The organism is Pseudomonas sp. Sample_16, assembly GCF_004307665.1.
GTDB lineage: Bacteria > Pseudomonadota > Gammaproteobacteria > Pseudomonadales > Pseudomonadaceae > Aquipseudomonas.
Genome location: NZ_RCOB01000141.1, coordinates 1 through 26,018 on the forward strand (window position 1 = coordinate 1; position 26,018 = coordinate 26,018).

General features: G+C 59.1%; 25 protein-coding genes and 2 tRNA genes. 9 read left to right on the plus strand and 18 right to left on the minus strand.

The window, feature by feature from the left end; translation table 11 throughout:
* Nucleotides 1–21: 21 nt before the first annotated feature.
* Together D8U69_RS18735 and D8U69_RS18740 are read right to left on the minus strand one after the other, a co-directional pair.
* Nucleotides 22–98, minus strand: a tRNA-Met gene (locus D8U69_RS18735).
* 116 nt (nt 99–214) lie between these two features.
* Entirely contained in the window at nt 215–2,272 is a 2,058-nt protein-coding gene (locus D8U69_RS18740) for a methyl-accepting chemotaxis protein (RefSeq protein ID WP_130907886.1), read from the minus strand.
* 332 nt (nt 2,273–2,604) lie between these two features.
* Between D8U69_RS18740 and D8U69_RS18745 the strand changes: the two genes are divergently transcribed.
* On the plus strand, nt 2,605–3,822 hold the full coding sequence (locus D8U69_RS18745) for an MFS transporter (RefSeq protein WP_056853279.1): 1,218 nt from the start codon (nt 2,605–2,607) through the stop codon (nt 3,820–3,822).
* Between the two features lie 95 nt (nt 3,823–3,917).
* Here the strand turns inward: D8U69_RS18745 and ychF are convergent, their stop codons facing one another.
* The 8 genes from ychF to D8U69_RS18785 form a co-directional block, all read right to left on the minus strand.
* Nucleotides 3,918–5,018, minus strand: coding sequence for a redox-regulated ATPase YchF (gene ychF / locus D8U69_RS18750; protein WP_015096822.1), 1,101 nt, complete (start codon nt 5,016–5,018; stop codon nt 3,918–3,920).
* 23 nt (nt 5,019–5,041) lie between these two features.
* Nucleotides 5,042–5,626, minus strand: a complete 585-nt coding sequence (pth, locus tag D8U69_RS18755; RefSeq protein ID WP_056853278.1) for an aminoacyl-tRNA hydrolase — start codon at nt 5,624–5,626, stop codon at nt 5,042–5,044.
* A gap of 169 nt (nt 5,627–5,795) precedes the next feature.
* Complete coding sequence (locus tag D8U69_RS18760) at nt 5,796–6,398, minus strand: 50S ribosomal protein L25/general stress protein Ctc (RefSeq protein ID WP_130903566.1); 603 nt, start codon at nt 6,396–6,398, stop codon at nt 5,796–5,798.
* A gap of 141 nt (nt 6,399–6,539) precedes the next feature.
* Nucleotides 6,540–7,481, minus strand: coding sequence for a ribose-phosphate pyrophosphokinase (locus D8U69_RS18765; protein ID WP_003171603.1), 942 nt, complete (start codon nt 7,479–7,481; stop codon nt 6,540–6,542).
* Between the two features lie 45 nt (nt 7,482–7,526).
* Nucleotides 7,527–7,601: transfer RNA gene (locus D8U69_RS18770), tRNA-Gln, on the minus strand.
* A 36-nt stretch (nt 7,602–7,637) separates the two neighbouring features.
* A complete protein-coding gene (ispE, locus tag D8U69_RS18775) occupies nt 7,638–8,489 on the minus strand; it encodes a 4-(cytidine 5'-diphospho)-2-C-methyl-D-erythritol kinase (protein ID WP_130903567.1) in 852 nt (283 codons plus the stop codon).
* A gap of 1 nt (nt 8,490) precedes the next feature.
* The gene (lolB, locus tag D8U69_RS18780; protein ID WP_056853275.1) at nt 8,491–9,108 is read right to left on the minus strand and encodes a lipoprotein insertase outer membrane protein LolB; all 618 of its coding nucleotides are present in this window, start codon (nt 9,106–9,108) and stop codon (nt 8,491–8,493) included.
* Nucleotides 9,109–9,112: 4 nt separating this feature from the next.
* Complete coding sequence (locus tag D8U69_RS18785; RefSeq protein WP_130903569.1) at nt 9,113–10,837, minus strand: tetratricopeptide repeat protein; 1,725 nt, start codon at nt 10,835–10,837, stop codon at nt 9,113–9,115.
* 213 nt (nt 10,838–11,050) lie between these two features.
* On the opposite strand from D8U69_RS18785, the gene hemA reads away from it, so the two are divergent.
* The 6 genes from hemA to D8U69_RS18815 all read left to right on the plus strand — a co-directional run bounded on the left by hemA (nt 11,051) and on the right by D8U69_RS18815 (nt 16,425).
* Entirely contained in the window at nt 11,051–12,340 is a 1,290-nt protein-coding gene (hemA, locus tag D8U69_RS18790) for a glutamyl-tRNA reductase (protein ID WP_056853273.1), read from the plus strand.
* Nucleotides 12,337–13,419: a peptide chain release factor 1 gene (gene prfA, locus D8U69_RS18795; protein ID WP_130907887.1), complete on the plus strand. Its 1,083-nt coding sequence runs from the start codon at nt 12,337–12,339 to the stop codon at nt 13,417–13,419. The genes hemA and prfA overlap by 4 nt, the downstream gene beginning before the upstream one ends.
* Nucleotides 13,420–14,250, plus strand: coding sequence for a peptide chain release factor N(5)-glutamine methyltransferase (gene prmC, locus D8U69_RS18800; RefSeq protein WP_056853272.1), 831 nt, complete (start codon nt 13,420–13,422; stop codon nt 14,248–14,250).
* Entirely contained in the window at nt 14,244–14,999 is a 756-nt protein-coding gene (locus D8U69_RS18805) for a molybdopterin-synthase adenylyltransferase MoeB (protein ID WP_130907888.1), read from the plus strand. The genes prmC and D8U69_RS18805 overlap by 7 nt, the downstream gene beginning before the upstream one ends.
* Nucleotides 14,992–15,783: a glutamate racemase gene (gene murI, locus D8U69_RS18810; protein WP_056853270.1), complete on the plus strand. Its 792-nt coding sequence runs from the start codon at nt 14,992–14,994 to the stop codon at nt 15,781–15,783. Before D8U69_RS18805 ends, murI begins: the two co-directional genes overlap by 8 nt.
* Nucleotides 15,784–15,906: 123 nt before the next feature.
* Nucleotides 15,907–16,425, plus strand: coding sequence for an acyloxyacyl hydrolase (locus D8U69_RS18815; protein ID WP_130907889.1), 519 nt, complete (start codon nt 15,907–15,909; stop codon nt 16,423–16,425).
* A 53-nt stretch (nt 16,426–16,478) separates the two neighbouring features.
* Here the strand turns inward: D8U69_RS18815 and D8U69_RS18820 are convergent, their stop codons facing one another.
* The 7 genes from D8U69_RS18820 to D8U69_RS18850 form a co-directional block, all read right to left on the minus strand.
* Nucleotides 16,479–16,784, minus strand: a complete 306-nt coding sequence (locus tag D8U69_RS18820) for a YkgJ family cysteine cluster protein (RefSeq protein WP_056853268.1) — start codon at nt 16,782–16,784, stop codon at nt 16,479–16,481.
* Between the two features lie 57 nt (nt 16,785–16,841).
* Complete coding sequence (locus D8U69_RS18825) at nt 16,842–17,624, minus strand: SDR family oxidoreductase (RefSeq protein WP_130907890.1); 783 nt, start codon at nt 17,622–17,624, stop codon at nt 16,842–16,844.
* 120 nt (nt 17,625–17,744) lie between these two features.
* Nucleotides 17,745–19,190, minus strand: a complete 1,446-nt coding sequence (gene phrB / locus D8U69_RS18830) for a deoxyribodipyrimidine photo-lyase (protein ID WP_130903573.1) — start codon at nt 19,188–19,190, stop codon at nt 17,745–17,747.
* A gap of 33 nt (nt 19,191–19,223) precedes the next feature.
* On the minus strand, nt 19,224–20,165 hold the full coding sequence (locus D8U69_RS18835; protein WP_056853265.1) for a MerR family transcriptional regulator: 942 nt from the start codon (nt 20,163–20,165) through the stop codon (nt 19,224–19,226).
* Nucleotides 20,165–21,124 carry a DUF523 and DUF1722 domain-containing protein gene (locus D8U69_RS18840; protein WP_130903574.1) on the minus strand — a complete coding sequence of 320 codons (960 nt, stop codon included), beginning with the start codon at nt 21,122–21,124 and terminating at the stop codon, nt 20,165–20,167. The genes D8U69_RS18835 and D8U69_RS18840 overlap by 1 nt, the downstream gene beginning before the upstream one ends.
* 131 nt (nt 21,125–21,255) lie before the next feature.
* Nucleotides 21,256–21,471 (minus strand): TIGR02450 family Trp-rich protein, encoded by a 216-nt coding sequence (locus tag D8U69_RS18845; protein ID WP_056853263.1) that lies wholly within the window; start codon nt 21,469–21,471, stop codon nt 21,256–21,258.
* Entirely contained in the window at nt 21,468–22,454 is a 987-nt protein-coding gene (locus tag D8U69_RS18850) for an NAD(P)/FAD-dependent oxidoreductase (RefSeq protein WP_056853262.1), read from the minus strand. The genes D8U69_RS18845 and D8U69_RS18850 overlap by 4 nt, the downstream gene beginning before the upstream one ends.
* 197 nt (nt 22,455–22,651) lie before the next feature.
* On the opposite strand from D8U69_RS18850, the gene D8U69_RS18855 reads away from it, so the two are divergent.
* Complete coding sequence (locus tag D8U69_RS18855) at nt 22,652–23,554, plus strand: TIGR01777 family oxidoreductase (RefSeq protein ID WP_056853261.1); 903 nt, start codon at nt 22,652–22,654, stop codon at nt 23,552–23,554.
* A 13-nt stretch (nt 23,555–23,567) separates the two neighbouring features.
* Nucleotides 23,568–24,593, plus strand: a complete 1,026-nt coding sequence (hemH, locus tag D8U69_RS18860) for a ferrochelatase (protein WP_130903575.1) — start codon at nt 23,568–23,570, stop codon at nt 24,591–24,593.
* A 149-nt stretch (nt 24,594–24,742) separates the two neighbouring features.
* Here hemH and D8U69_RS18865 read toward each other — a convergent pair whose 3' ends face one another.
* Nucleotides 24,743–26,017, minus strand: coding sequence for a uracil-xanthine permease family protein (locus D8U69_RS18865; protein WP_130903576.1), 1,275 nt, complete (start codon nt 26,015–26,017; stop codon nt 24,743–24,745).
* Between the last annotated feature and the right edge of the window lies 1 nt (nt 26,018).

A 26,018-nucleotide genomic window follows, 5' to 3' on the forward strand; every position in this document is an offset into this window, starting at 1 on the left:
CGGTAAGCCGTTTTTAGTACTTGGTGGCTACACAGGGACTTGAACCCCGGACCCCAGCATTATGAATGCTATGCTCTAACCAACTGAGCTATGTAGCCAAGTGGCGCGCATTATTCACCGGTAACGGGGATGCGTCAAGCACAAATCTAAAATATTTCTCTACGCTTTCAACCGCTTATCCTCCTGAGCCGAAAAAAACACTCGGGGGAGGGCATCAATTGAGCTGAAACCTGCCGGTATTGGCACTCAATGCCTTGCTGCCATGGCTCAATGTGTCGGCTGCGTGGTTTACCGCACGGGCACCTTCGAGTAAACGCACCGCGGCCTGATCGACCTGTTGGATGTTGCCGCTGACCTCGTCGGCGGTGCTGGCCTGTTCCTCTACGGCTGTCGCAATCTGCGCCAGGGTGTCGGTGACGCCCTGTACTGCACTGGCAATTTCCCCCAGGCGCTCGCCCAGGCCCGTGACGGCCAGGGCATCGGATTGCGCCTGGCCACACGCCGCTTCCATCAGGCTGACGGCTTCGTTCACCGTGCTGCGCAAACTGTCGACCGTACCGGCGATCTGCGCGGTCGAGGACTGCGTGCGTTGCGACAGGCTGCGCACTTCGTCGGCCACCACTGCAAAACCACGGCCCTGCTCGCCGGCACGGGCGGCCTCGATGGCGGCGTTGAGCGCCAACAGGTTGGTCTGCTCGGCGACGCCGCGAATGGTGTCGACCACCAACTGGATCTGCTGCCCTTGTTCACTGACCCGACCCAGCGCCGCAGCGGTGTCGTTCAGACGCTGATTGAGCGCCTGAATACTTGCCGTCGTACGCAGGCTGTCCCGACTGCTGTCGGCAGCAATGCGCTGAGTCTGCTGAGCGCTGCCAGAAGCCTGCTCGCAACTGTGGGCCACCCCTTGAGAGGTCGCGGCCAATTGCGTGGCCGCAGCGGCTATCTGACTGATCTGCAACTGTTGGGCTTCGACCTCGCCCAGCGCATCGCTGGAATGGTGGTTGAGGGTTTGCACGGCGTTGCTCAATTGCAGAGTTTCGTGATCCACACCGAGCAAACTGGTGCGCAACTGCACCACGGCAACATTCAGCGCGGTGCTGATGGCCGCCAATTCGTCCCGACCTTGAACCGGCGCTTGCAGGCTCAGGTTGCCGTCGCGCAGGGCTTCGGCGAGCAGGGTGATACCGCTGGCGCTACGGCGGATCGACGCCTGCAAACAAATGAACAGGTACAAAGCCGCCAGCAAGAGGCAGCCAAACACGCTCGCCACCACGATGAACTGACGGATCGCCGAGTCGTGGTAGTAATCAAGACGCTGGTCCAGCGATTCCAGCGATTGCTGGCGCAACGCCGCGAGGTTGGCGAGCAGGGCGTCCAGGCTGCGCTCAAAGTCTTCGGGCTTGAGGTTGATGCTGCCGCCGAACACGCCGTCATCGAGGACTTTCAACCCTGAATCGAGGTGCTTGAGGCTGTCATGGTACTGATCGGCCCAGGTTTGCAGGGCGCTGGGCAAGCGGGCTTCTAGCACCCCCGCCGTTTTTGCCAATTGCTCCCTGGCATCTCCAATGCGGCTGCGCAGATCACGTAATTGCAGGCGACTTTGCAAGGTGAACTGCCCGGACACCACGGATGCCTGGCCCACGGCGGCCAGGCGACCGACGCGTTCGATCAGGTCCGGTGCGTGCTGGGTGGAAATCTGTGTCAGCAGGTACGTTTCCAGCCAGGGTGCGAGTGTCAGGCGATTGTCCATGGCGATTTGCTCGCGCAACGCTTGCAGCGCACTCAAGGCGTTGGTGAAGCGATCGTAACCGTCCGGCCACCAACCGACGCTGCTGAGGCTTTTCGAGTCGAGGCCGTTGAGCGCCGACTGCAGGGTTTGAAAACGCGTCAAGGTTTCATCCTTGGCCTGGTCTTTTTGCAGCGTTGCACCAAGGTCAGAAGCGGCCTGAGTGACGGCGGGCTGGACCGCGTCGAAGGCTGCCATGGCGGCCAGCGTTGCAGGCGTCGGTTGGCGATTGGTTTCCGTTGCGCGCCATCGGGCTGCACGATCACGTTGGGCGGAAAGCAGGTTGTCCAGCGCATCAAGGGCGAGAAGTTGACGAACCCCGGCACGTTCTCCTGAGATCAAATTCAGTTTGTCGCGATAATCCTGGCCGATCATCCACAGGCTGCCGGCCAATGGCAGGATGAACAGCAGAAACAACAGCTGGAACTTGCGCGCAAACCCGAAACGCCCCAGCAGCCCGATCCCCGGTGATAAAAAAGCCTGCATGCCCCGTGACTCCTTTGAACACCGCGCACCATTGGCGTGCGTCGTGACTCGCAAGACCACGACCGGTGCCCCTTAAAAGGCCTCGAAAGTTCACCATTGCCAGCTCTGTAGGCCGACTCTGTGGCGAAACTTCCCATTCTCGGCCCTCTTTGTAAGAGGGCCGCGTTGAAGCGGAACAGGAAGGCAAGATTCAGACCATGGCACAGCGCTATCACCTCTTTAGCGATGAAAAATTGAAGTAGTTAGCAGGCTAAGGGGATGGCGCTCCTGCACCGAAAAATGGCACATTGACGCAACTGTTCGTGTGCACCCTTCGTTGTCTGGAAACCCCCATGGCTATCAGCAATGCCCAGACCGGTTCCGTGCCGGCCTCCGCTCCTTCGCAAAGCAGTCCTCTGGTCATGCGCATCATCGGCGCAGTGGCGCTGGCGCACTTGATCAATGACCTGATTCAGTCGGTACTGCCGTCGATTTACCCGATGCTCAAGGCTAACTATGGCCTGACATTTACCCAGGTCGGGTTGATCACCCTGACGTTCCAACTGACGGCTTCGCTGTTGCAGCCGTGGGTCGGGTATCACACCGACCGCCATCCCAAGCCGTGGCTGTTGCCAGCGGGCACCGTGTGCACGTTGGTGGGGATTGTGATGATGTCGGTGGTCGGCAGCTTCCCGATGATCCTGTTGGCGGCGGCGCTGATCGGCATTGGCTCCTCGACCTTCCACCCGGAAGCTTCTCGCGTGGCACGACTGGCCTCGGGCGGACGCTTCGGGCTGGCGCAGTCGACTTTTCAAGTGGGCGGCAATGCGGGTTCGGCGTTCGGTCCGTTGCTGGCGGCGGCGATCATCATTCCCTACGGTCAGGGCAACGTGGCCTGGTTCGGGTTGTTCGCGGTATTTGCGTTGTTCGTGCTGTACCGGATCAGCCGCTGGTACGCCAATCACCTGAACCTGTTCAAGCTCAAGCAAGGCCAGGCTGCAACCCACGGGCTGTCCAAGGGAAGGGTGATCAGTGCGCTGGTGGTTCTCGGTTTGCTGGTGTTCTCCAAGTACTTTTATATGTCCAGCCTCACCAGTTATTTCACCTTCTACCTGATCGAAAAATTCGACCTTTCAGTGGCCAGCTCGCAGTTGCATCTGTTCCTGTTTCTCGGCGCGGTTGCAGCGGGGACGTTTTTCGGTGGGCCGATCGGTGACAAGATCGGGCGTAAGGCCGTGATCTGGTTCTCGATCCTTGGCGTGGCGCCGTTCACGTTGTTGCTGCCGCATGTCGACCTGTTCTGGACCAGTGTGCTCAGCGTGGTCATCGGCTTCATCCTGGCTTCGGCGTTCTCGGCCATCGTGGTGTATGCCCAGGAACTGGTGCCGGGCAATGTCGGAATGATTGCCGGGGTGTTCTTCGGTTTGATGTTCGGTTTCGGCGGGATCGGCGCGGCGTTGCTGGGGCATTTGGCAGATATTCACGGCATCGAGTACGTGTACTTCCTGTGTTCGTTCCTGCCGTTGCTGGGTGTGTTGGCGATTTTCTTGCCACGCACCAAAAAGGCCTGATCCCATGCCTCGCTCCTACGGGGTATGGGGTGTTGCCCGAATTTCAGGCACAAAAAAGCCGCGTTTCAAACGCGGCTTTTTCTTGGGTCGAGGTTTTACACGTTGAAGCGGAAGTGCATCACATCGCCGTCTTTGACGATGTAGTCCTTGCCTTCCAGGCGCCATTTACCGGCTTCCTTGGTACCGGCTTCGCCTTTGTACTGGATGAAGTCGTTGTAGGCGATCACTTCGGCGCGGATGAAGCCTTTTTCGAAGTCGGTGTGGATCACGCCAGCGGCTTGCGGTGCGGTGGCACCGACGCGCACGGTCCAGGCGCGGACTTCTTCGACACCGGCGGTGAAGTAGGTCTGCAGGTGCAGCATTTCGTACCCTGCGCGGATCACGCGGTTCAGACCTGGTTCTTCGAGGCCCAGGGCTTCGAGGAACATGTCTTTCTCTTCGCCGTCGTCGAGTTCGGCGATTTCCGCTTCGATCTTGTTGCAGACCGGAACGACCATGGCGCCTTCTTCTTCGGCGATGGCCTTGACCACGTCCAGGTGCGGGTTGTTCTCGAAACCGTCTTCAGCGACGTTGGCGATATACATGACCGGCTTGGTGGTCAGCAGGTGGAAGCCCTTGATCACCGCTTTTTCATCGGTGCTCATGGTCTTCATCAGGCTGCGCGCCGGCTTGCCGAGGGTGAAGTGAGCGATCAATTGCTCCAGCAGGCCCTTCTGAACCACGGCATCCTTGTCGCCGCCCTTGGCGTTACGCGCGACTTTCTGCAATTGCTTCTCGCAGCTGTCGAGGTCGGCGAAGATCAGTTCCAGGTCGATGATTTCGATGTCACGTTTCGGGTCGACGCTGTTGGAGACGTGAATCACGTTCTCGTCTTCGAAGCAGCGGACCACGTGAGCGATGGCATCGGTTTCACGGATGTTGGCCAGGAACTTGTTGCCCAGGCCTTCGCCCTTCGACGCGCCGGCAACCAGGCCCGCGATGTCGACGAATTCCATGGTGGTCGGCAGGATGCGCTTTGGGTTGACGATGGCCGCCAATGCTTCCAGGCGCGGGTCCGGCATCGGCACGATACCGCTGTTGGGTTCGATGGTGCAGAAGGGGAAGTTCTCGGCCGCAATACCGGATTTGGTCAGGGCGTTGAACAGGGTGGACTTGCCGACGTTAGGCAGGCCGACGATGCCGCAATTGAATCCCATGGTGTTTCCCCTCGGGTAAAAAGTCAGGCCTTCTGGCTGTGCAGGTTTTTCATCGCGCGGTTCCATTCACCGGCGAGGATATCCGGCAGCACGCCGAGGGCAAAGTCGATGCTGGCATCGAGTTTTTCCTGTTCGGCGCGTGGCGCACGACCCAGGACGAAGTTTGAAACCATACTGGCAACGCCCGGGTGGCCAATGCCAAGCCGCAAGCGGTGAAAGGTATTCTGATTGCCCAATTGCGCAATGATGTCGCGCAACCCGTTGTGACCGCCATGGCCGCCGCCCTGTTTGAGCTTGGCGACGCCCGGAGGCAGGTCGAGTTCGTCATGCGCCACGAGGATTTCTTCAGGCTTGATGCGGAAGAAACCGGCAAGGGCCGCGACGGCCTGGCCGCTGCGGTTCATGTACGTGGTGGGAATCAGCAGACGAACATCCTGACCCTGATGCGAAAAGCGACCGGTCAGGCCGAAATATTTGCGGTCCGCCACAAGGTTTACGCCTTGTGCGTTCGCGATGCGCTCAACAAAAAGGGCCCCTGCGTTATGCCGGGTCTGTTCGTATTCAGCGCCTGGATTTCCCAGGCCAACGATCAGTTTGATGGCAGTCACGATAGGGGCCCTTCCTAGGAGTGGTGGATAACATCGCCGCAATCAGGGAGAGCGGCGAAAGTGGACGAAAATTGCTCATTTACCATGATGTAAACTCCGCGTTCTCGCCCGCTTTCTCGCTATGCTCTAGTCCGCGATGTTTCCGGTCACTCCGGCGAACAGAGTGAAATTACTCTGCTGCGCCTTCTTCGGTAGCTTCTGGAGCAACACGTGGAGCGTGGACGTTGGCAACAGCCTTGTCATCGCCGTGTGCCAGAGCCACGAACTCAACGCCTTTAGGGGCTTTGAGGTCCGACAGGTGAATGATCGAACCGATTTCGGCGTTAGCCAGATCGACTTCGATGAATTCAGGCAGGTCTTTCGGCAGGCAGGAAACTTCGATTTCCGAAGTAACGTGCGAGATTTCGCCGCCTTTCTTGGTCGGTGCTTCTTCGTTGATGAAGTGCACTGGAACGATAGCGGTCAGTTTCTGGCCAGCGACTACGCGTACGAAGTCAGCGTGCATCACGTGGCCTTTGGCCGGGTGACGCTGCAGGGCTTTGATCACGACGTTCTGCTTGGTGCCACCAACGTTCAGCTCGATGATGTGGCTGTAAGCCGCTTCGTTTTCGAGCAGTTTGGCAACTTCTTTGGCCAGCATGCTGATGGATTCAGGGGCTTTGTCGCCACCGTAAACTACAGCTGGAACCAGGCTTGCGAGACGACGCAGGCGGCGGCTCGCACCTTTCCCCAGGTCGGAACGCACTTCAGCATTCAGAGTAAAATCGTTCATGTTGTATCTCCAAAATAACCACACTCGCCCCAGCGTTTGCGACCAGCGCTAAAGGCGATATGGGCAAAAAAGCCCCGCCCCGACAGGAATGCCGGGGCGGGGCGCTTTTCGTCAACGAGACATTCGAAAAGGGCAGGGCCCTTAGCGGAACATCGCGCTGATCGATTCTTCATTGCTGATGCGGCGGACCGCCTCGGCAACTACCGGTGCGATATCCAGTTGACGGATACGCGCACAGGCTTGTGCTGCAGCGGACAGCGGAATGGTGTTGGTCACCACCAGCTCGTCCAGCACGGAATTTTCAATGTTTTCGATTGCCCGACCCGATAGCACAGGGTGCGTGCAGTAGGCGAAAACCTTGGCTGCGCCATGCTCTTTCAAGGCCTTGGCCGCGTGGCACAGGGTGCCGGCGGTATCGACCATGTCATCGACCAGAATACAGGTACGCCCTTCGACATCACCGATGATATGCATCACTTCAGAGTGATTGGCTTTCTCACGGCGTTTGTCGATGATCCCGAGATCCACGCCCAGGGATTTGGCGACGGCACGTGCACGCACGACGCCACCAATGTCCGGGGAGACGATCATCAGGTTTTCGAAGCGCTGATCTTCAATGTCATCCACCAGAACCGGGGAGCCGTAGATGTTATCTACCGGAATATCGAAGAAACCCTGGATTTGGTCAGCATGCAGATCAACCGTGAGAACACGGTCGATGCCGACTACGGTAAGCATGTCAGCCACGACTTTCGCGCTGATTGCCACACGTGCGGAACGCGGACGGCGATCCTGACGGGCATAACCAAAGTAAGGAATAACAGCAGTGATACGAGTAGCCGAGGAGCGGCGGAAGGCGTCAGCCATCACTACCAGTTCCATCAGGTTATCGTTGGTCGGAGCGCAAGTCGGCTGAATAATGAAGACGTCTTTACCGCGAACGTTTTCATTGATCTCGGCTGTGATTTCGCCGTCGGAGAATTTGCCGACAGAGATGTCACCGAGAGGGATATGCAGCTGACGTACGACACGCCGAGCCAGATCGGGGTTAGCATTCCCCGTAAAGACCATCATCTTGGACACGCGCAGTACCTAGAGGCTGAGGGTAACCTGGATGAGTATAGAAAATGGCAGGGGCGGCTGGATTCGAACCAACGCATGGCAGGATCAAAACCTGCTGCCTTACCGCTTGGCGACGCCCCTGTATCTGTTGCAACGATTACCCAGTAATCGGTTCTTTTAGAGCAGACTTTGCAGCTTGCGATGCAACATCGAGACGTTGCTTCCTTTTGCTACAAACCCTGTAAGGGTCTCTGTAAGAAGGGCCGAGACTTTATCAGCTTCAGCTTTGCTTGGGAAGCCCCCAAACACACAACTTCCAGTTCCGGTGAGTTTTGCTTCGGTAAATTTACCTAACAAATTCAAAGCGTTACGTACCTCTGGATAACGCCTTGTTACCACCGGCAAGCAGTCATTACGACTGTTTCCCTTGGGAACGGGGCGCACTTTAATGGGCGGCGTGTTACGTGTCAACAACGGATCGGAAAAAATTTCTGCCGTACTTACAGAGACTTGCGGAACGAGCACCACATACCACGGTTCTTCCGGGTCGACAGGGGTCAGTTTCTCTCCGACACCCTCGGCGAAAGCTGCGTGGCCGCGCACGAAAACCGGGACGTCGGCACCCAGCGTCAGGCCCAGTGCAGCCAACCGATCCTCATCCCAGCCCAGATGCCAGAGATGATTCAGGCCGAGCAGAGTGGTCGCGGCGTTCGAACTGCCGCCGCCGATCCCGCCACCCATGGGCAGAATCTTGTCGATCCAGATATCGATGCCCAGTTTGCTGCCAGATTGCTCTTGCAGTTTTTTGGCAGCCCTGACGATCAGGTTGCTGTCGTGGGGCACGCCCTCGAACTCGGTGTGCAGGCAAATGACACCGTCATCGCGAACAGCGAAGGTGATTTCATCGCCGTAGTCGAGAAACTGAAACATTGTCTGCAACTCGTGGTAACCGTCTTCGCGGCGACCCAGGATGTGCAGCATCAAATTGAGTTTGGCTGGCGAGGGCAAGGTCAGGCGATTGGCCGGCATGTCACTGCCCCAGTTTGCGAGGTTGCCAGGCCTTGATCACCAACGTGACATCAAGGTCGGTGCCGTGGAGTTTGATCCGCTCGGGCAACCAGTAGCCGTTTTGTTCGGTATAGGCGGTGTACTCCACCTGCCAGCCATCCTGTTCGAGATTGGCCAGGCGGCTGTCGCCATCCAGCGTCAGGCGGCTTTTACTGTCCGGAGCCGGAAGCCCGCGGACCCACCACGCCAGATTGGACACCGGCAATTTCCAGCCCAATTGTTCTTCCAGCAACACATCCGGAGAGGGGGCTTCATAGCGCCCCTGATTGGCCACTTCCAGGGAAACCTTGCCCGGGCGCCCGGTCAGGCGAGCGGCCCCGCGACCCAATGGGCCGGAGAGGCGGATGTCGTAGTAATCCTGGCGCTGCAACCAGAACAGCGTGCCGCTGCCTGAGTCCTTCGGTGCGCGGATGCCGATCTTGCCGTCGATCTGCCAGCCATCGAGGTTGGCCAACTGCTGTTTGTGCTCGCGCCATTGGGCAGGGTTGCCGTGGCCTTCGACCGATTCGCGAGCGCCGAAACCCGCACAGCCGGCGAGCAGGGCGATGAAGCTGAAAACAATGATGTGGCGCAAAAACATAATCTTAAAGGGTCTCTGATCCGGTCAGGCGCTTGATGGTACTGCGCAGAATAGGGCTGTCGGGTTGTTCCTTGAGGAATTTGCTCCAGATCTGCCTGGCTTCGCGTTGTTTGCCATTGGCCCACAGGACTTCGCCCAGATGCGCGGCGACTTCCTGGTCCGGGAAACGCTCCAGGGCTTGACGCAGCAAACGCTCGGCTTCGTCGAGGTTGCCCATGCGGAAATTCACCCAGCCGAGGCTGTCGAGAACGGCCGGGTCTTCCGGGTTGATCTGGTGTGCCTGTTCGATCAAGGCCTTGGCTTCGACATAGCGAGTGGTGCGATCGGACAGGGTATATCCGAGCGCGTTCAGCGCCATGGCATTGTCCGGGTCACGCTTGATGATCTGGCGCAGGTCTTTTTCCATCTGCGCCAGGTCATTGCGTTTTTCCGCCTGCATGGCCCGGGTGTAAAGCAGGTTCAGGTCGTCCGGGTATTTTTGCAGTGCTTGTTCCAGTACCGCCCAGGCCTTGTCGGGCTGGTTGTTGGCGGACAGGGTTTCGGCTTCGATCAGGTAAAGCTGAATCGCATAGTCCGGCTGTTCGTCGCGTTCGGCCGCGAGCTTGCGCTGGGCTTCGGCGGTCCGGCCGTTGTTGATCAGGATGTCGGTCTGGCGCAACTGTGCCGGCAGGTAGTCGTTGCCAGGGCCGACCTGGCCGTACTCGATCAGCGCGCCTTGCGGGTCATTGCGTTCTTCGGCGATGCGGCCCAGGTTCAAATGCGCCGAGTCAACGTGGCTGTCCCGTGCGATCAGGTCTTCCAGGTAGCCCTTGGCCTCGTCCCAGGCCTTGGCTTCGAGACAGACCAGTGCCAGCGAATAACGCAGTTCGTCGTCATCCGGGTATTGCTGGACCAGGCTGGAGAACTCGGCCTTGGCGTCATCCATGCGGTTCTGCTCGACCAGCATGCGTGCGTACGTCAGGCGCAGGCGCTTGTCCTCCGGGTACTTCTTGATGCTTTTTTGCAGCAGCGGCAATGCTTCGTCGCCGCGGTCGAGGCTTTGCAGCAGCCGCGCGCGCAGCAGAATCGGGGCGATTTCGCCTTCGTCCGGCGGGTTGTCTTCCAGCAGGGTCAGTGCGCCTTTGGAGTCGCCGTCCTGTTGCAGCAACAGAGCCTTGCCGAAAATCAGTTGGCCATTGTTCGGGTGGCGTTGCAGCAAACGGTTGAAACTCTGCATCAAGCCGTTGCGGGTGTCCTGGTCGGTATCGGCCGCAGACAGCGCAAGGAAATCGAAATGCGTGTCGCCCTTGCCTTGCAGGACTTTCTCCATATAGACCATGGAGTCGTCATAGCGCCCGGCGCGTGCCAGTTGAATGGCCGCCGCCCGTTGTGCCTCGAGGTCGTCCGGGGCGTTTTTCGCCCAGATCAGCGCGGTGTCCAGGGCGGCTTGATCGGCACCCAGATATTCGGCGATGCGAAATGCCCGCTCGGAAATGCCCGGATCCTGAGTGTTGATGGCCTGGGTCACGTAGTTATCCAGCGCAATGTCGAAGCGATTGCGCTGACCAGCGAGTTCGGCACTCAGCAGGCTGAAGACCGTGTCTTCACTGAATGAGCTGTAAACCTTGGGCTTTTCGGGCACCGGAGTGCTGTCTTCCACCGCGGACGAACTGTCCGGCGACACGGGGGCCAAGGCCTGGCAGCCGCTGAGGAAGACAAAAGCGAGGAGCAACGCGGAAGATCTATTCATATAGGAAGAAGGACGACTAACCTGCGGTCGGATCATCATGACACAAGCCTTGGGCCAAACATAACCGGCCCGGCAATTTACCCGCGCGCCGGGTAAACGAGAAGCGCTCGCAACTCGCGGTACTTCCTGTGGGGGCGATAGATATCGAGTAGTTGTTCTCGATCTGTCGAAGTAGGACAATTGCCGGCTTCACGTCACCATCAGCGACTTTGAATGGCCTTCCTTGCACTCGGTATTAACCACAAGACTGCTTCAGTAGACGTCCGCGAGCGCGTGGCCTTTACCCCTGAGCAGCTGGTTGAGGCCTTGCAGCAGCTCTGCCGACTCACCGACAGCCGCGAAGCTGCGATCCTCTCCACCTGCAATCGCAGTGAACTCTATATAGAACAGGATCACCTGTCGGCGGATACCGTGCTGCGCTGGTTGGCCGATTATCATCATTTGAGCCTGGATGAACTGCGTGCGAGCAGTTATGTGCACGAAGATGATGCGGCAGTTCGTCACATGATGCGCGTGGCTTCCGGGCTCGATTCGCTGGTGTTGGGTGAGCCTCAGATTCTCGGGCAGATGAAATCGGCCTATGCCGTGGCTCGCGAGGCGGGCACCATCGGGCCGCTGCTCGGGCGCTTGTTCCAGGCCACGTTCAATGCCGCCAAGCAAGTGCGCACCGACACCGCCATCGGTGAGAACCCGGTGTCCGTGGCCTTTGCCGCGGTCAGCCTGGCGAAACAGATTTTCAGCGACTTGCAGCGCAGCCAGGCGCTGTTGATCGGCGCGGGCGAGACCATCACCCTGGTCGCCCGCCATCTGCATGATCTGGGGGTCAAGCGTATCGTTGTGGCCAACCGCACTCTGGAACGCGCCAGCATTCTGGCCGAGCAGTTTGGCGCGCATGCCGTATTGCTGTCGGATATTCCGGCTGAACTGGTGCGCAGCGACATCGTCATCAGTTCAACCGCCAGCCAGTTGCCGATCCTCGGCAAGGGCGCCGTGGAAAGCGCGCTGAAGTTGCGCAAGCACAAACCTATTTTCATGGTGGACATCGCCGTACCGCGGGATATCGAGCCGGAAGTCGGCGAGTTGGACGACGTTTATCTCTACAGCGTCGACGATCTCCACGAAGTGGTCGCCGAGAACCTCAAGAGCCGCCAGGGCGCCGCCCAGGCCGCGGAAGAGATGGTCTCGGTCGGTGCCGAAGATTTCATGATCCGCTTGCGCGAATTGGCGGCGGTCGACGTGCTCAAGGCCTATCGTCAACAGAGTGAACGTCTGCGCGACGAAGAATTGCAAAAGGCCCAGCGTCTGCTGGCCAACGGCGGCAGCGCCGAAGAAGTGCTGGTGCAACTGGCGCGGGGCCTGACCAACAAACTCTTGCACGCACCCAGCGTGCAGTTGAAAAAGCTCTCTGCCGAAGGTCGCCTCGATGCGCTGGCGATGGCCCAGGAACTCTTTGCCCTCAATGAGGGCTCATCGGATAGCTTTTCGGATAAGAAACCGCAATGAAAGCGTCACTGCTCAATAAGCTGGACATCCTCCAGGACCGTTTCGAGGAACTGACCGCCTTGCTTGGCGATGGCGAGGTCATTTCCGATCAGAACAAATTCCGCACCTACTCCAAGGAATACGCGGAAGTCGAGCCGATCGTCGAAACCTATAAACAGCTGCTCAAAGTGCAAGGCGACCTCGAAGGTGCCCAGGCACTGCTCAAGGACAGCGACCCGGACATGCGCGAGATGGCCGTGGAAGAAGTCCGCGAAGCCAAGGAACGCCTGGTCGAACTGGAAGCCAGCCTGCAACGCATGCTGTTGCCCAAGGACCCGAATGACGGACGCAACGTGTTCCTCGAAATCCGTGCCGGCACCGGCGGCGACGAGGCGGCGATTTTCTCCGGCGACCTGTTCCGCATGTATTCGCGATACGCCGAGCGTCGCGGCTGGCGCGTGGAGATCCTTTCGGAAAACGAGGGTGAGCACGGCGGCTATAAAGAAGTCATCGCCCGGGTCGAAGGCGACAACGTCTACGGCAAGCTGAAGTTCGAATCCGGTGCGCACCGCGTGCAACGGGTACCGGCTACCGAGTCCCAGGGTCGTATCCATACTTCGGCCTGTACTGTGGCGGTGTTGCCCGAGCCGGACGAGCAAGAGGCCATCGAGATCAATCCGGCGGATTTGCGGATCGACACTTACCGCTCCTCGGGGGCCGGTGGTCAGCACGTGAACAAAACCGATTCGGCCATTCGTATCACGCACTTGCCATCCGGCATCGTTGTGGAATGCCAGGAGGAGCGTTCGCAGCACAAGAACCGCGCCCGTGCGATGGCCTGGTTGTCGGCCAAACTCAACGACCAGCAGACCAGCGCCGCGGCCAACGCTATTGCCAGCGAGCGCAAGTTGCTGGTCGGTTCCGGTGACCGCTCCGAACGCATTCGCACCTACAACTTTGCCCAGGGCCGGGTCACCGACCATCGGGTCAACCTGACGCTGTATTCGCTCGATGAAATCCTCGCCGGTGGCGTCGATGCGGTGATCGAGCCGTTGCTGGCCGAATACCAGGCTGATCAACTCGCGGCGATAGGTGAGTAAATGACGATCATTGCCAGTTTGTTGCGCGCCGCCGATTTGCCCGACTCGCCCACAGCGCGCCTGGACGCCGAACTGTTGCTGGCGGCGGCGTTGGGCAAGTCCCGCAGTTTTTTGCACACCTGGCCGGAACGTATCGTGCCGAGCGAAGCGGCGCTGACCTTCGCCGAGTTTTTGCAACGCCGTCGTGGCGGTGAGCCGGTGGCCTACATTCTTGGCCAGCAAGGTTTCTGGAAGCTTGATCTGGAAGTGGCACCACACACATTGATTCCGCGCCCGGATACCGAACTTCTGGTCGAAGCCGCACTTGAATTGCTGCCCGCCACGCCGGCAAAAGTACTGGACCTCGGCACCGGCAGTGGCGCAATCGCTCTGGCCCTGGCCAGCGAACGTCCTGCGTGGAAGGTCACGGCCGTAGACCGCGTGCTGGAAGCCGTTGCCCTGGCCGAGCGCAATCGCCAGCGTCTGCACCTGCACAATGCCACGGTTCTGTGCAGCCACTGGTTCAGTGCGCTGCAAGGGCAACGATTCGAGTTGATCATCAGTAATCCGCCTTACATCGCCGCCGCCGATCCGCATCTGGTGGAAGGCGACGTGCGCTTCGAACCGGCCAGCGCTCTGGTCGCGGGTGTCGACGGGCTCGATGATTTGCGCTTGATCGTCGCCCAGGCACCGGATCATCTGGAAGCGGGTGGCTGGCTGATGCTCGAACACGGTTACGATCAGGCCGAGGCGGTGCGCGATTTGCTCTTGACCCGTGGTTTTGAACAGGTCCATAGCCGCACCGATCTGGGGGGGCATCAACGCATCAGCCTGGGACGCCTGCCATGCTGAATGATCAGGAATTGCTGCGCTACAGCCGACAGATCCTGTTGCAGCACATCGACATCGACGGTCAATTGCGCTTGAAGGACAGTCGCGTGCTGATCGTCGGCCTCGGCGGTCTGGGTGCTCCGGTGGCGCTGTATCTGGCGGCGGCGGGGGTGGGTGAAATGCATCTGGCGGACTTCGACACCGTCGACCTGACCAACCTGCAGCGCCAGATCATCCATGACACCGACAGCGTCGGCATGAGCAAGGTCGATTCAGCGATCCAGCGCCTGACGGCCATCAACCCCGAGATTCAACTGGTTGCCCATCGCACGGCATTGGATGAAGACTCCCTGGCCGCGGCGGTGGCCGGCGTGGATTTGGTGCTCGACTGTTGCGACAACTTTTCCACCCGTGAAGCGGTGAATGCCGCGTGTGTGGCTGCCGGTAAGCCACTGGTCAGCGGCGCGGCGATTCGTCTGGAGGGGCAATTGTCGGTGTTCGACCCACGCCGCCCGGAAAGCCCGTGCTACCACTGTTTGTACGGGCACGGCAGCGAAGCCGAATTGACCTGCAGCGAGGCCGGAGTGGTGGGGCCGCTGGTGGGTTTGGTGGGCAGCTTGCAGGCGCTCGAAGCGCTGAAGTTGCTGGCCGTTTTCGGCGAGCCACTGGTGGGGCGCCTGTTGTTGATCGATGCCTTGGGCTCGCGCTTCCGTGAATTGCGGGTCAAGCGCGATCCGGGTTGCAACGTCTGTGGGCCAAAGCATGCGTGAAGCGCCGATCGGCGTGTTCGACTCCGGCGTCGGTGGACTTTCGGTGCTGGCCGAAATCCAGCGTTTGCTGCCCAACGAATCACTCTTGTACGTCGCCGATTGCGGGAATATCCCTTACGGCGAAAAGACCCCGGAATTTATCCGCCAGCGCTGCAGCGTCATGGCCGAGTTCTTTGAGCACCAGGGCGCCAAGGCCCTGGTACTGGCCTGCAATACGGCGACGGTTGCAGGGGTTGCTGACTTGCGTCGCGATTATCCGCAGTGGCCCATCGTCGGCATGGAACCTGCCGTCAAGCCGGCCGCCGCCGCCACCCGCAGTGGCGTGGTCGGAGTACTCGCCACCACCGGCACCTTGCAGAGCGCCAAGTTCGCCGCGCTGCTCGACCGTTTCGCCACTGATGTTCGGGTGATCACCCAGCCTTGCCCCGGGTTGGTGGAGCTGATCGAGAACGGCGATCTGCACAGTACGGCTTTGCGTGAAATGCTCGAGGGTTACGTCGGGCCGCTGCTTGGCGCAGGCGCTGACACCATCATCCTGGGGTGCACGCATTACCCTTTTCTCAAACCGTTGCTCAGACAGATGATCCCCGACGACATCAGCCTGATCGATACCGGCGCGGCGGTCGCCCGACAACTTCAGCGGCTTTTGGCCGATCGCCAATTGCTGGCTGAAGGACCTGCGCGTCCTGCACAGTTCTGGAGCAGTGCCGATCCAGACCATTTCGCAAATATATTGCCGGTTTTGTGGAATAAAGCTGGGGTTGTGCGAAGCTTTGAAGCGTAGGCAAGTCTTAGGGGGGCGTTGAAAAAAATCGGGGTGAACTTCTGATAAATCGCCGACTTCTATAGCTGTGAATGTCGAGCAACAAAAATACCAAACGTAATCGTTCGGAAAAGGAAGTTTCTAATGAAGCGTCTATTTTGTTTGGCCGCGATTGCGGCTGCATTGATGGGGCACAGTTTCACTGCACAGGCCGCAGGTGTGGAATTTGCGGTCGGCCAGACCGGCGAGTCAACCATGACTTATCGACTGGGCATGCAGTTCGATTGGGACCAGAGCTGGTGGCAAACCGACGTCGGTCGCCTGACCGGTTACTGGAGCGGCGCTTACACCTATTGGGAAGGTGACAAGACTTCGAGTAACAACAGTCTGTCGTTCTCGCCCGTGTTGGTTTACGAATTCGCCGGCCAGAACGTCAAACCCTACGTCGAGCTTGGGGTTGGCGTGGCGCTTTTCTCCGACACTGAAATCGAAAACAACGATCTGGGTAGCTCGTTTCAGTTCGAGGACCGTTTCGGCGTTGGCCTGCGCTTTGCCGGCGGGCATGAAGTCGGCGTTCGGGCTACTCACTATTCCAATGCCGGGATCAGCAGTCCCAATAACGGGGTAGAGAGCTACGCGTTGCATTACACGATGCCTTTGTAAGACTGATACAAGATCCCATGCAGGAGCGAGCAGGCTCGCTGCTGCATGGGTAATCAGCGATACGCCGTCGAAATCCCCTGGCGCTCCTCAATGCATTCCGGCGCACCCATCTCGAACTCACGACAGATCAACGGGCGTTTCTCGTAGATGGTGCACATCATCGTGTTGCGATCCAGCGCGGCACACCAGCCGTCATCCAGACGCAACATGACCTCGCCACCCCAGTCATCGGTATCGATATAGCGTTCGGGTACGCCTGTATCGGTGATCAACATGACTTCGAGCTGGCAGCAGCAGGCGGCACAAGTCGAGCAGGTCACCGCGGGAATGGCGATTTGCGTATGAGGGATGGTTTTCATGGCGCGCAGTGTAAGGCAGTGGCGCGGTGCTGTGTGAAAGTGCAGACGGGCGCGGTGTCAGGGCTGGTCCTTGATTGGCGGGTTGCGGCGCACCATTCTTTTACCGATCTCCAGTTTTACCTGATCCGGCATTTTCGACATTGGCCATAGGGCGGCCATGAACATTCCTGGAAACGTTATCTCCAGCGGCCGATCCCTGAGTTTGCTGACGATGTGCCGTGCGGCTTTGTCCGCAGGCCAGCTCTGGGGCATGGGAAAGTCGTTTTTCGCCGTCAGCGGTGTATTGGCCAAACCAGGACTGACCACGGTGACTTCAATCCCTTGCGGGGCAAGGTTGATACGCGAGGATTCGAACAAGTAACGCAAGCCGGCCTTCGAGGCGCCATGGGCTTCTGCCTGCGGCAGCGGCAGGTAGGTCACCGAACTGGCCACCCCCACCAGGTGCGGGGCGATGCCTTTGCGCAGCAGCGGCAAGGCGGCTTCGATGCAATAGCTGCTGGCGAGCAGATTGGTGCGCACCACATGCTCGACGATCGAGGTGTCGAATTGCTTGGCATCCACGTATTCACAGGTGCCCGCATTGAGGATCACCGTATCCAGAGAACCCCATTGCTCGGCGATCTGTTCGCCGATTTCACGTACGGTCTGACTGTTGGTCAGGTTGCCTGCCACCACCAGAACTTGTCCCGGATAACGTTGGGACATGTCTTTGAGCTGCGTCAGCGAGCGTGAGCTGACGGCCACGTGGGCACCGGTCTTGAGGAGTTCTTCGACCATCGCGGCACCAATGCCGTTGCTGGCACCGGTCAACCAGTATCGACGTGGCGGTGTCAGAATCATCCCTTTCTCCTTTTCAGCCTGGTAATCAACTGGCCCGACAGGGGGTTGTGTTTTTGGAGAGCAGCACCGGCATCGAAGTGATGTTGGTGGCAAAAGATGTTGTCGTGCTGTTGCAGGAAGCTAATCATGCAAGCCTCCGGCATTTTGCCGTGTCGGCAGGTTTTTGAATGCAGCCAGGGCGCGCGCGCGCGATGCGCTCAGATCGACAATCGGCGATGGATAGTTGGCTACGCCGAACAACCCACCGAGGTGAGCGGGGTTGTGCAGCTCTTTTTTGTTCAGCCCGGACAGTTCCGGCAGCCAGTGCTTGATGAATACACCTTCAGCGTCGAACTTTTCCGACTGGCTCAACGGATTGAAGATCCGAAAGTAAGGCGCTGAATCAGTGCCGGTGGACGAGCTCCACTGCCAGCCGCCATTGTTGGCGGCGAGGTCGCCGTCGATCAGGTTACGCATGAAAAAACGCTCGCCCTCGCGCCAGTCGATCAGCAGATTCTTGGTCAGGAACATCGCCACGATCATGCGCAGACGGTTGTGCATCCAACCTGTTTCCAGCAGCTGGCGCATGGCGGCATCAATGATCGGCAGTCCGGTACGGCCCTCCTGCCAGGCTGCGAGCTCTTCGGGGGCGTGGCGCCAGGCCAGGGCTTCGGTTTCCGGGCGGAAGGCACGATGACGGGAAACCCTCGGGTAGCCCACCAAAATGTGCTTATAGAACTCGCGCCATAGCAGTTCATTGATCCAAGTGACTGCTCCGACTTTGCCACTTTCGAACTCGCCCTGATTGCTTTGCAGTGCGGCATGCAGGCATTGACGTGGTGAAATCACCCCGGCGGCGAGGTACGCCGAAAGTTGGCTGGTGCCGGGCTTGGCCGGGAAATCGCGCTCGCTCTGGTAATAGTCGATCTGTATGTCGGCGAAAGTATCGAGCCGCTGGCGGGCTTCGGTTTCTCCGGCGGGCCACAGCGCTTGAAGGCTGGCGGCAGGTGTCTCGAATCCTTCGACACGGGTGGGGACCGGATCGCTGAGAATCCCAAGCGGCGCCTGGGCCATTGGTGTACTGACCAATCGCGGCAGCGCATGGTGCAGGCGTTCGTAGCAGACCTTGCGGAATTGACTGAAAACCTGAAAGTACGTGCCGGTTCTGGTCAGGATACTGCCCGGCTTGAACAGCAACTGATCAAGGTAACTGTGGAATTCGATGCCTTGGCCTGCCAGTGTTTTCGCAACGGCAGCGTCCCGGCGGGTTTCGTGAATGCCGTATTCCTCGTTTACATGTACAGCTTCGATGCGCAGTTGCCGGCAAACATCGAGCAGTACCTTCGGTGCGTCATCCCAGCGCGCAGCCTCGCGAATCAGCAGCGGAATGTTCAATTGGCTCAGCACCTGGCTCAGCTGATCGAGATTGCGTAACCAGAAATCCACTTTGCACGGCGCATCGTCGTGTTCCAGCCATTGCTCCGGGCTGAGCAGGTACACCGCCACGCACGGGCCAACCGCAGCGGCAGCCGAGAGGGCGGTGTTGTCATGTGAGCGCAAGTCGCTGCGCAGCCAGATCAATTGCATGTGATGTCCGTACCAAACCTTATAAAAACGCTACTAAATGAGCCCACGCTGAACCAGCACCTGATGTGCCAACAATGGATCTTCGGCCAGGTGTAAATCGGCAATTTCTGAAGCTTTAGCGGACAACTCGGCGTGGTGAATGCACACCGTTGGTCCAACGATCAATTTTGGGCAGCTGACGTTGTTCAAAAGTTTCGGCAATTGCGAAATGTTTATGGCTTTGCTGGAAAAAAGCAGTACGCCGCGAGCTTGCAGATAATCCGCTGCGACGGCCAGTTCGCCAACAGGCAGCGGCCAGTCGAACACTTCCACCGGGCAATCGGCGCTGCTGATCAGCCAGGCGGTGAGCCACAGGTGAGGTTCCAGTGGCAGGTCCGAGTGGTTGATCAACAGCAATGGCGGTGCGTGCAACTGACGATTGTTGTGGTAGATGCGCGCCCCGAATTTGCTGCGCAGCCAGGAATAAAAAAATACCCGTTCCATCTGTGCGCCGAACTGGCCTTGCCAGCGTTGCTCCAGCTCCGCCAGCAGCGGCAACAACAATTGCTCACACAGTGTTCGCGGCGGATAGAGCGCCATGGCCTGATTGACGGTGTCGTCCAGAGGGCGTTCGGTCAGTTTCGTGACCGCCACCAGCAAGCTATGACGCAGCCTTTGCCAGTCGTTCTCCACCGGTTGGCTGAAAGTCTGTGGGGTATCGAGCAGTTGTTTGACCTGGCTGACGGCAACACCACGGTTGAGCCAGGTGAGGATCGTGTGGATGCGCTGTATGTGTTCGCTGGAAAACAGACGATGCCCCTTGGGCGTACGTTGCGGAACGATCAGGCCGTAGCGCCGTTCCCAGGCGCGTAGCGTCACGGCGTTGACGCCGGTCTGCCGGGCTACCTCGCGGATCGGCAACCAGCCTTCATCCAGGGCCTTTTTAAAGTCGTCGCCCAAGTCCTCGCTGGCGCTGCTGTCAGCTAGGTCTTTCATCAGATTGCGTTTCGCAGGCTGAGATTTTCCGGGTGCGGTTGCAGGTAGACCTGCTGCGCGATGTACGGGTCGGGGTGTTGCCGAAAGTGATGCTTGAGCAATGTCAGCGGCACCACCAGAGGCACGATGCCGTGGCGGTATTGGCCGATCACGTGTTGCACTTCCTGTTTGTCGTCGGCGCTGAGGGTTTTTTTCAGGTAGCCACTGAGGTGTTGCAGCACGTTGGTGTGGGTGCGGCGGGTTGCACACTTTTTCAGTGCAGCCATCAATTCGCTGAAATATTGCGGGCCGAGTGTTTCTGGATCGGTCTTGCCCATGTTGCCCAGCAGATTGCCCAAGGCTTTGTACTGCACCGGGTTGTGAGCCATCAGCAGGTACTTGTAGCGCGAATGAAAGTCCGTCAGGCCACGGCGACTCAGGCCTTCTTTGAGTAAATGCTGCCAGGCGCTGTAGGCAAATACGCGGGTAAGGAAATTCTCGCGCAACACCGGGTCGTTGAGCCGCCCGTCTTCTTCCACTGGCAAGTCCGGGTGCTGCGCGCAAAAAGCCCGGGCATAAATCCCCTGGCCGCCGCCGTCCACCGGCGCACCGTTGGCGTGATAGACCTTTACGCGTTCCAGGCCGCAAGACGGGGATTTTTGCATGAAAATGTAGCCGCAAATGTCGCCGAGTTCCGCCGCCATTTTCCGTCCGTACTCGGCCAGCGGCCGGGTGACGTTGATCTCACGATCGACCGTGCCAACGGCTTGCGGCTGGAGCGGATCACCCACCAACCGAATGGGCTCGCGTGGAATGCCCAGGCCAATGGCAACTTCCGGGCACACCGTTACGAAATCGAAGTAATCGGTGAGGGTGCGACTGCACAGCCGCGACTCCTTGTGCCCGCCGTTGTAGCGCACCTCGGCGCCCATCAGGCAGGCACTGATGGCGATTTTCGGTTTGTTGGGGGGCAGGGGCATCGGAATACCTCGGAATCAAAACCTATACAGATGAAAAATTCTGTACAACTTGGGTTCATCATAGATTCAAAGGTGTGCAAGTCAAATCTTTTGTATAAGTTTTTCTCGATGCTCGCTTGTTGCAGAGGTTCTTACGACCAGCCCAACCGCCAAGTGCTGCTGTCCTGCAAGGTTTGCCATGCACAGCGTTCACTGCGTCGGGTCAATACGGCCTGCAGTTCGATTTCCCGGACCGTTCCCTCGTCGTCACGAAACAGCTCGGTGACCAGAAAGTGTTTTTCGCGGTTCTGCGGGTGGGCTGCTGTCCATTTCGACAGCAGCAATTTGCTCGGATTGATGCGGTTCACTGCAAGTGCTCATGCAGACGACGGGCTGCTTCCTGGCCGCTGAGCCAGGCACCTTCGACACGTCCGGACAGGCACCAGTCGCCACAGGCATACAAGCCCAGATCGGCATCCGCCAGCGTGCCCCATTCGTGGCTGCTGGCTGGACGAGCGTAGAGCCAGCGGTGGGCCAGGCTGAAGCTCGGCGCGGGCATCGAATCATGTAGCAGTTCGGCGAACGCACCGTGCAATTGTTCGATCACTGCTTCCTTTGGCAAGTCGATGTGCTGGCGGCTCCAGGTGCTGGTGGCGTGCAGCACCCACGTGTCGAGCGTGTTGTCGCGCCCTGGCTTGCTGCGGTTGCGGGCCAGCCAGTCGAGCGGGCTGTCTTGCACGAAACAGCCTTCCATCGGCGTTTCCAGCGGCGTTTCGAAAGCCAGGGCGACGGCCCAGGTGGGGTCCATTTTGACCCCGGCGGCAGCCCCCGCGAGCTTCGGTGCAGAGGCCAGCAGTGCCGTCGCTTGCGGTGCCGGCGTAGCGATCACTACGTGACTGAAGGGGCCGTGGGTAAAACCCTCGGCATCCTGCAGGTGCCAGTGTTGTTCGCCGCGATAGACCTCGGTGATCCGGCAGGCGAAATGCACTTCGAGGTCGCCGAGCAGCGCTCTCGTGATGGCGCTCATGCGCGGCGTGCCGACCCAGCGGGTCTGCTCATCCGGCGACAGATTGAGCTGGCCGCCATGGTAGGTGTACAGCTGCGGCGTCCACTCGGCCACCCAGCCGTTGGCTTGCCAGCGTTGCACTTCAGTGACGAAGCGGCGGTCGCGGGCAGTAAAGTATTGCGCACCCATGTCCAGAGCGCCCGCATCGCTGCGCTTGCTCGACATGCGTCCGCCACTGCCGCGGCTTTTATCGAAAAGTTGCACGACATGCCCTGCATCTGTCAGGGCTTGTGCGGCTGAGAGTCCGGCGATGCCGGTGCCGATGATTGCGATAGGTACAGTCATAAGGGCCTCGTTTACCTTTCTGTACAGACTACGCCGGGGTTGAAACCTGTACAATATTGTTTTTTGGTATAACTTTTAGCGTTATCGTTCTGACAGCTTGGCCTATTGTTAAACACAGAGCCTGCCCGATATCAAAGATCCCTTGCTTATAAAAATAGACTAGTGATCAAGGTAAAACGCCACGCGAGGAAGAAGTCATGCACATATTGCTGACCGGCGGTACTGGTTTGATAGGACGTCAGCTTTGTCGACACTGGTTGAGTCAGGGGCATCGCCTGACGGTCTTGAGTCGTACGCCCGATAAAGTTGCGAAAATTTGCGGCGCTGCAGTGCGTGGTGTCGCACTGTTGGAAGACCTCGGTCAAGAACCGATTGACGCCATTATCAACCTGGCGGGTGCGCCGATTGCCGATCGACCATGGACGTCCAAACGCAAAGCGCTGTTATGGAGCAGCCGGATTACCTTGACCGAAACCCTGCTGGCCTGGCTGGAAAAGCGCGAGCAGAAACCCCGGGTACTGATCTCCGGCTCTGCCGTGGGTTGGTACGGTGATGGCGGCGAGCGGGAGTTGACCGAAGAATCACCGCCGGTGATCGACGACTTCGCCAGCCAGTTGTGCATCGCCTGGGAAGAAACCGCGCAGCGTGCGGAGGCCTTGGGGATTCGGGTGATCCTCATTCGCACCGGTCTGGTGTTGTCTGCCGATGGCGGCTTTTTGTCGCGCCTGCTGCTGCCGTTCAAATTCGGGCTGGGCGGGCCGATCGGCAACGGTCGGCAGTGGATGCCGTGGATTCATATCAACGATCAAATCGCCCTGATTGATTTTCTTCTGCATCGCAATGAAGCCAGCGGTCCATATAATGCCTGCGCACCGAAGCCGGTACGTAATCGCGAGTTTGCCAAAACCCTGGGCAGCGTATTGCATCGCCCGGCGTTCATGCCGATGCCGGCGCTGGCGTTGAAGGTCGGCCTGGGCGAGATGTCATTGTTGTTGCTGGGTGGTCAACGGGCCACGCCGGCGCGTTTGCTCGAAGCAGGATTCACCTTCCAGTTCACTGATTTGCGCGCGGCCCTGGACGATCTTTCCAGCCGCCTCTGAAATAGGACGTTGCATGACCGATCACGCGTTGCTTCTGGTCAACCTGGGCTCACCGGCCTCCACTTCGGTGGCGGACGTGCGCCGTTACCTCAATCAGTTTCTGATGGACCCCTACGTGATCGACCTGCCTTGGCCGGTGCGGCGTCTGCTGGTGTCACTGATCCTGATCAAGCGTCCCGAGCAGTCGGCCCACGCGTATGCTTCGATCTGGTGGGACGAAGGCTCGCCGCTGGTGGTGCTCAGTCGTCGCTTGCAGCAAGCGATGACTGCGCACTGGCATCACGGCCCGGTTGAGTTGGCCATGCGATATGGCCAACCGTCCATCGAGTCGGCGCTTACACGACTGATCGCCCAAGGGCATAAGCGGATAACCGTGGCGCCGCTCTATCCACAATTTGCCGACAGCACCACCACAACGGTGATCGAAGAGGTCCGGCGTGTTTTGCGCGAGAAAAATCTCAATGTGCAACTGTCGATACTCCAGCCGTTTTACGATCAACCAGAATACCTTGATGCGCTGGTGGCCACGGCCGGACCGTACCTGCAACAGGATTACGACCACCTGTTGCTGAGCTTTCACGGCTTGCCTGAGAGGCATCTGACCAAGCTCGATCCGACCGGCCAGCATTGCTTCAAGAATGAAGACTGCTGCAAGAACGCTTCGCCAGCGACCCTGGCGACCTGTTACCGCGCCCAATGCCTGCGTAGCGCAGCGGAGTTTGCCAAGCGCATGGGGCTTGCGGACGGCAAATGGTCGGTGTCGTTCCAGTCGCGTCTGGGGCGTGCCAAATGGATTGAGCCCTACACCGAAGCGCGTCTTGATGAGTTGGCCAAGTCGGGTGTGAAGAAACTATTGGTCATGTGCCCGGCGTTCGTTGCCGATTGCATCGAGACGCTGGAGGAGATTGGTGATCGCGGTAAAGAACAGTTCCGCGAAGCGGGGGGCGAGGAATTGGTGTTGGTGCCGTGTCTCAATGATGACCCGCGTTGGGCACAGGCATTGACCAAGTTATGCGAAAGAGCGCCTTTGGCTCTCTAGGAACCCAACCTGTGGCAAGGGAGCTTGCTCCCGCTGGGTCGCGAAGCGGCCCCAAAATCTTGCAATAAATGAAGATTTTGTGGCTGCTGCGCACTGGTGCGCCAGACCGGTCAAGCGGGAGCAAGCTCCCTCGCCACAGGGATCGCCTGTTACACCAGCGGCTCTTCCGCCTTCTTGTGCTTCCAGCTGTCATTGCCCGGCAGGATCAGGTTCAGCGCAATCGCCACCACCGCGCACAGCGCAATGCCTTTGAGGCCGAAATCATCCGGGCCGGTGCCGGTACCCACCAACACACCGCCGATCCCGAACACCAGGGTCACCGACACAATCACCAGATTGCGCGCCTCGCCCAGATCGATCTTGTGGCGGATCAGCGTGTTCATGCCTACCGCTGCAATCGAACCGAACAACAGGCACAGAATGCCGCCCATCACCGGCACCGGAATGCTTTGCAGCAGTGCGCCGAATTTGCCGATGAATGCCAGGCTGATGGCGAATATCGCCGCCCAGGTCATGATTTTCGGGTTGTAGTTCTTGGTCAGCATCACCGCGCCGGTGACTTCGGCGTAGGTGGTGTTGGGTGGGCCGCCGAACAGACCGGCTGCGGTGGTGGCAATGCCGTCACCAAGCAGCGTGCGGTGCAGACCGGGTTTCTTCAGGTAATCGCGACCGGTCACGCTACCCACGGCAATCACACCGCCGATGTGTTCGATAGCCGGGGCCAGGGCCACCGGAACGATGAACAGGATCGCCTGCCAGTTGAATTCCGGCGCGGTGAAGGCCGGGATGGCGAACCATGGCGCCGCGGCAATCTTCGCCGTGTCGACCACACCGAAATAGAATGACATGGCAAAACCCACCAGCACGCCGGAAATGATCGGCACCAGGCGGAAAATGCCTTTGCCGAACACGGCGACGATCAGGGTGGTCAGCAGCGCAGGCATCGAGATCAGCATTGCGGTCTGATAGTGAATCAGCTCGCTGCCGTCTCCCGCCTTGCCCATCGCCATGTTGGCGGCAATCGGCGCCATGGCCAGGCCGATGGAGATGATGACCGGGCCGATCACCACCGGTGGCAACAGGCGGTCGATGAAACCGGTGCCTTTGATCTTCACGGCCAGGCCGAGGAAGGTGTAGACGAAGCCAGCCGCCATCACACCGCCCATGGTCGCCGCGAGGCCGAATTGACCCTTGGCGAGAATGATCGGGGTGATGAAAGCAAAACTCGACGCCAGGAACACCGGCACCTGACGTCCGGTGACCACCTGAAACAGGATGGTTCCCAGGCCGGCGGTAAACAGCGCCACGTTCGGGTCAAGGCCGGTAATCAGCGGCATCAACACCAGGGCGCCGAAGGCCACGAACAGCATCTGTGCGCCGGACAGCACCGTGCGCCAGAGCGGATCGTTGAACTCTTGCTGCATG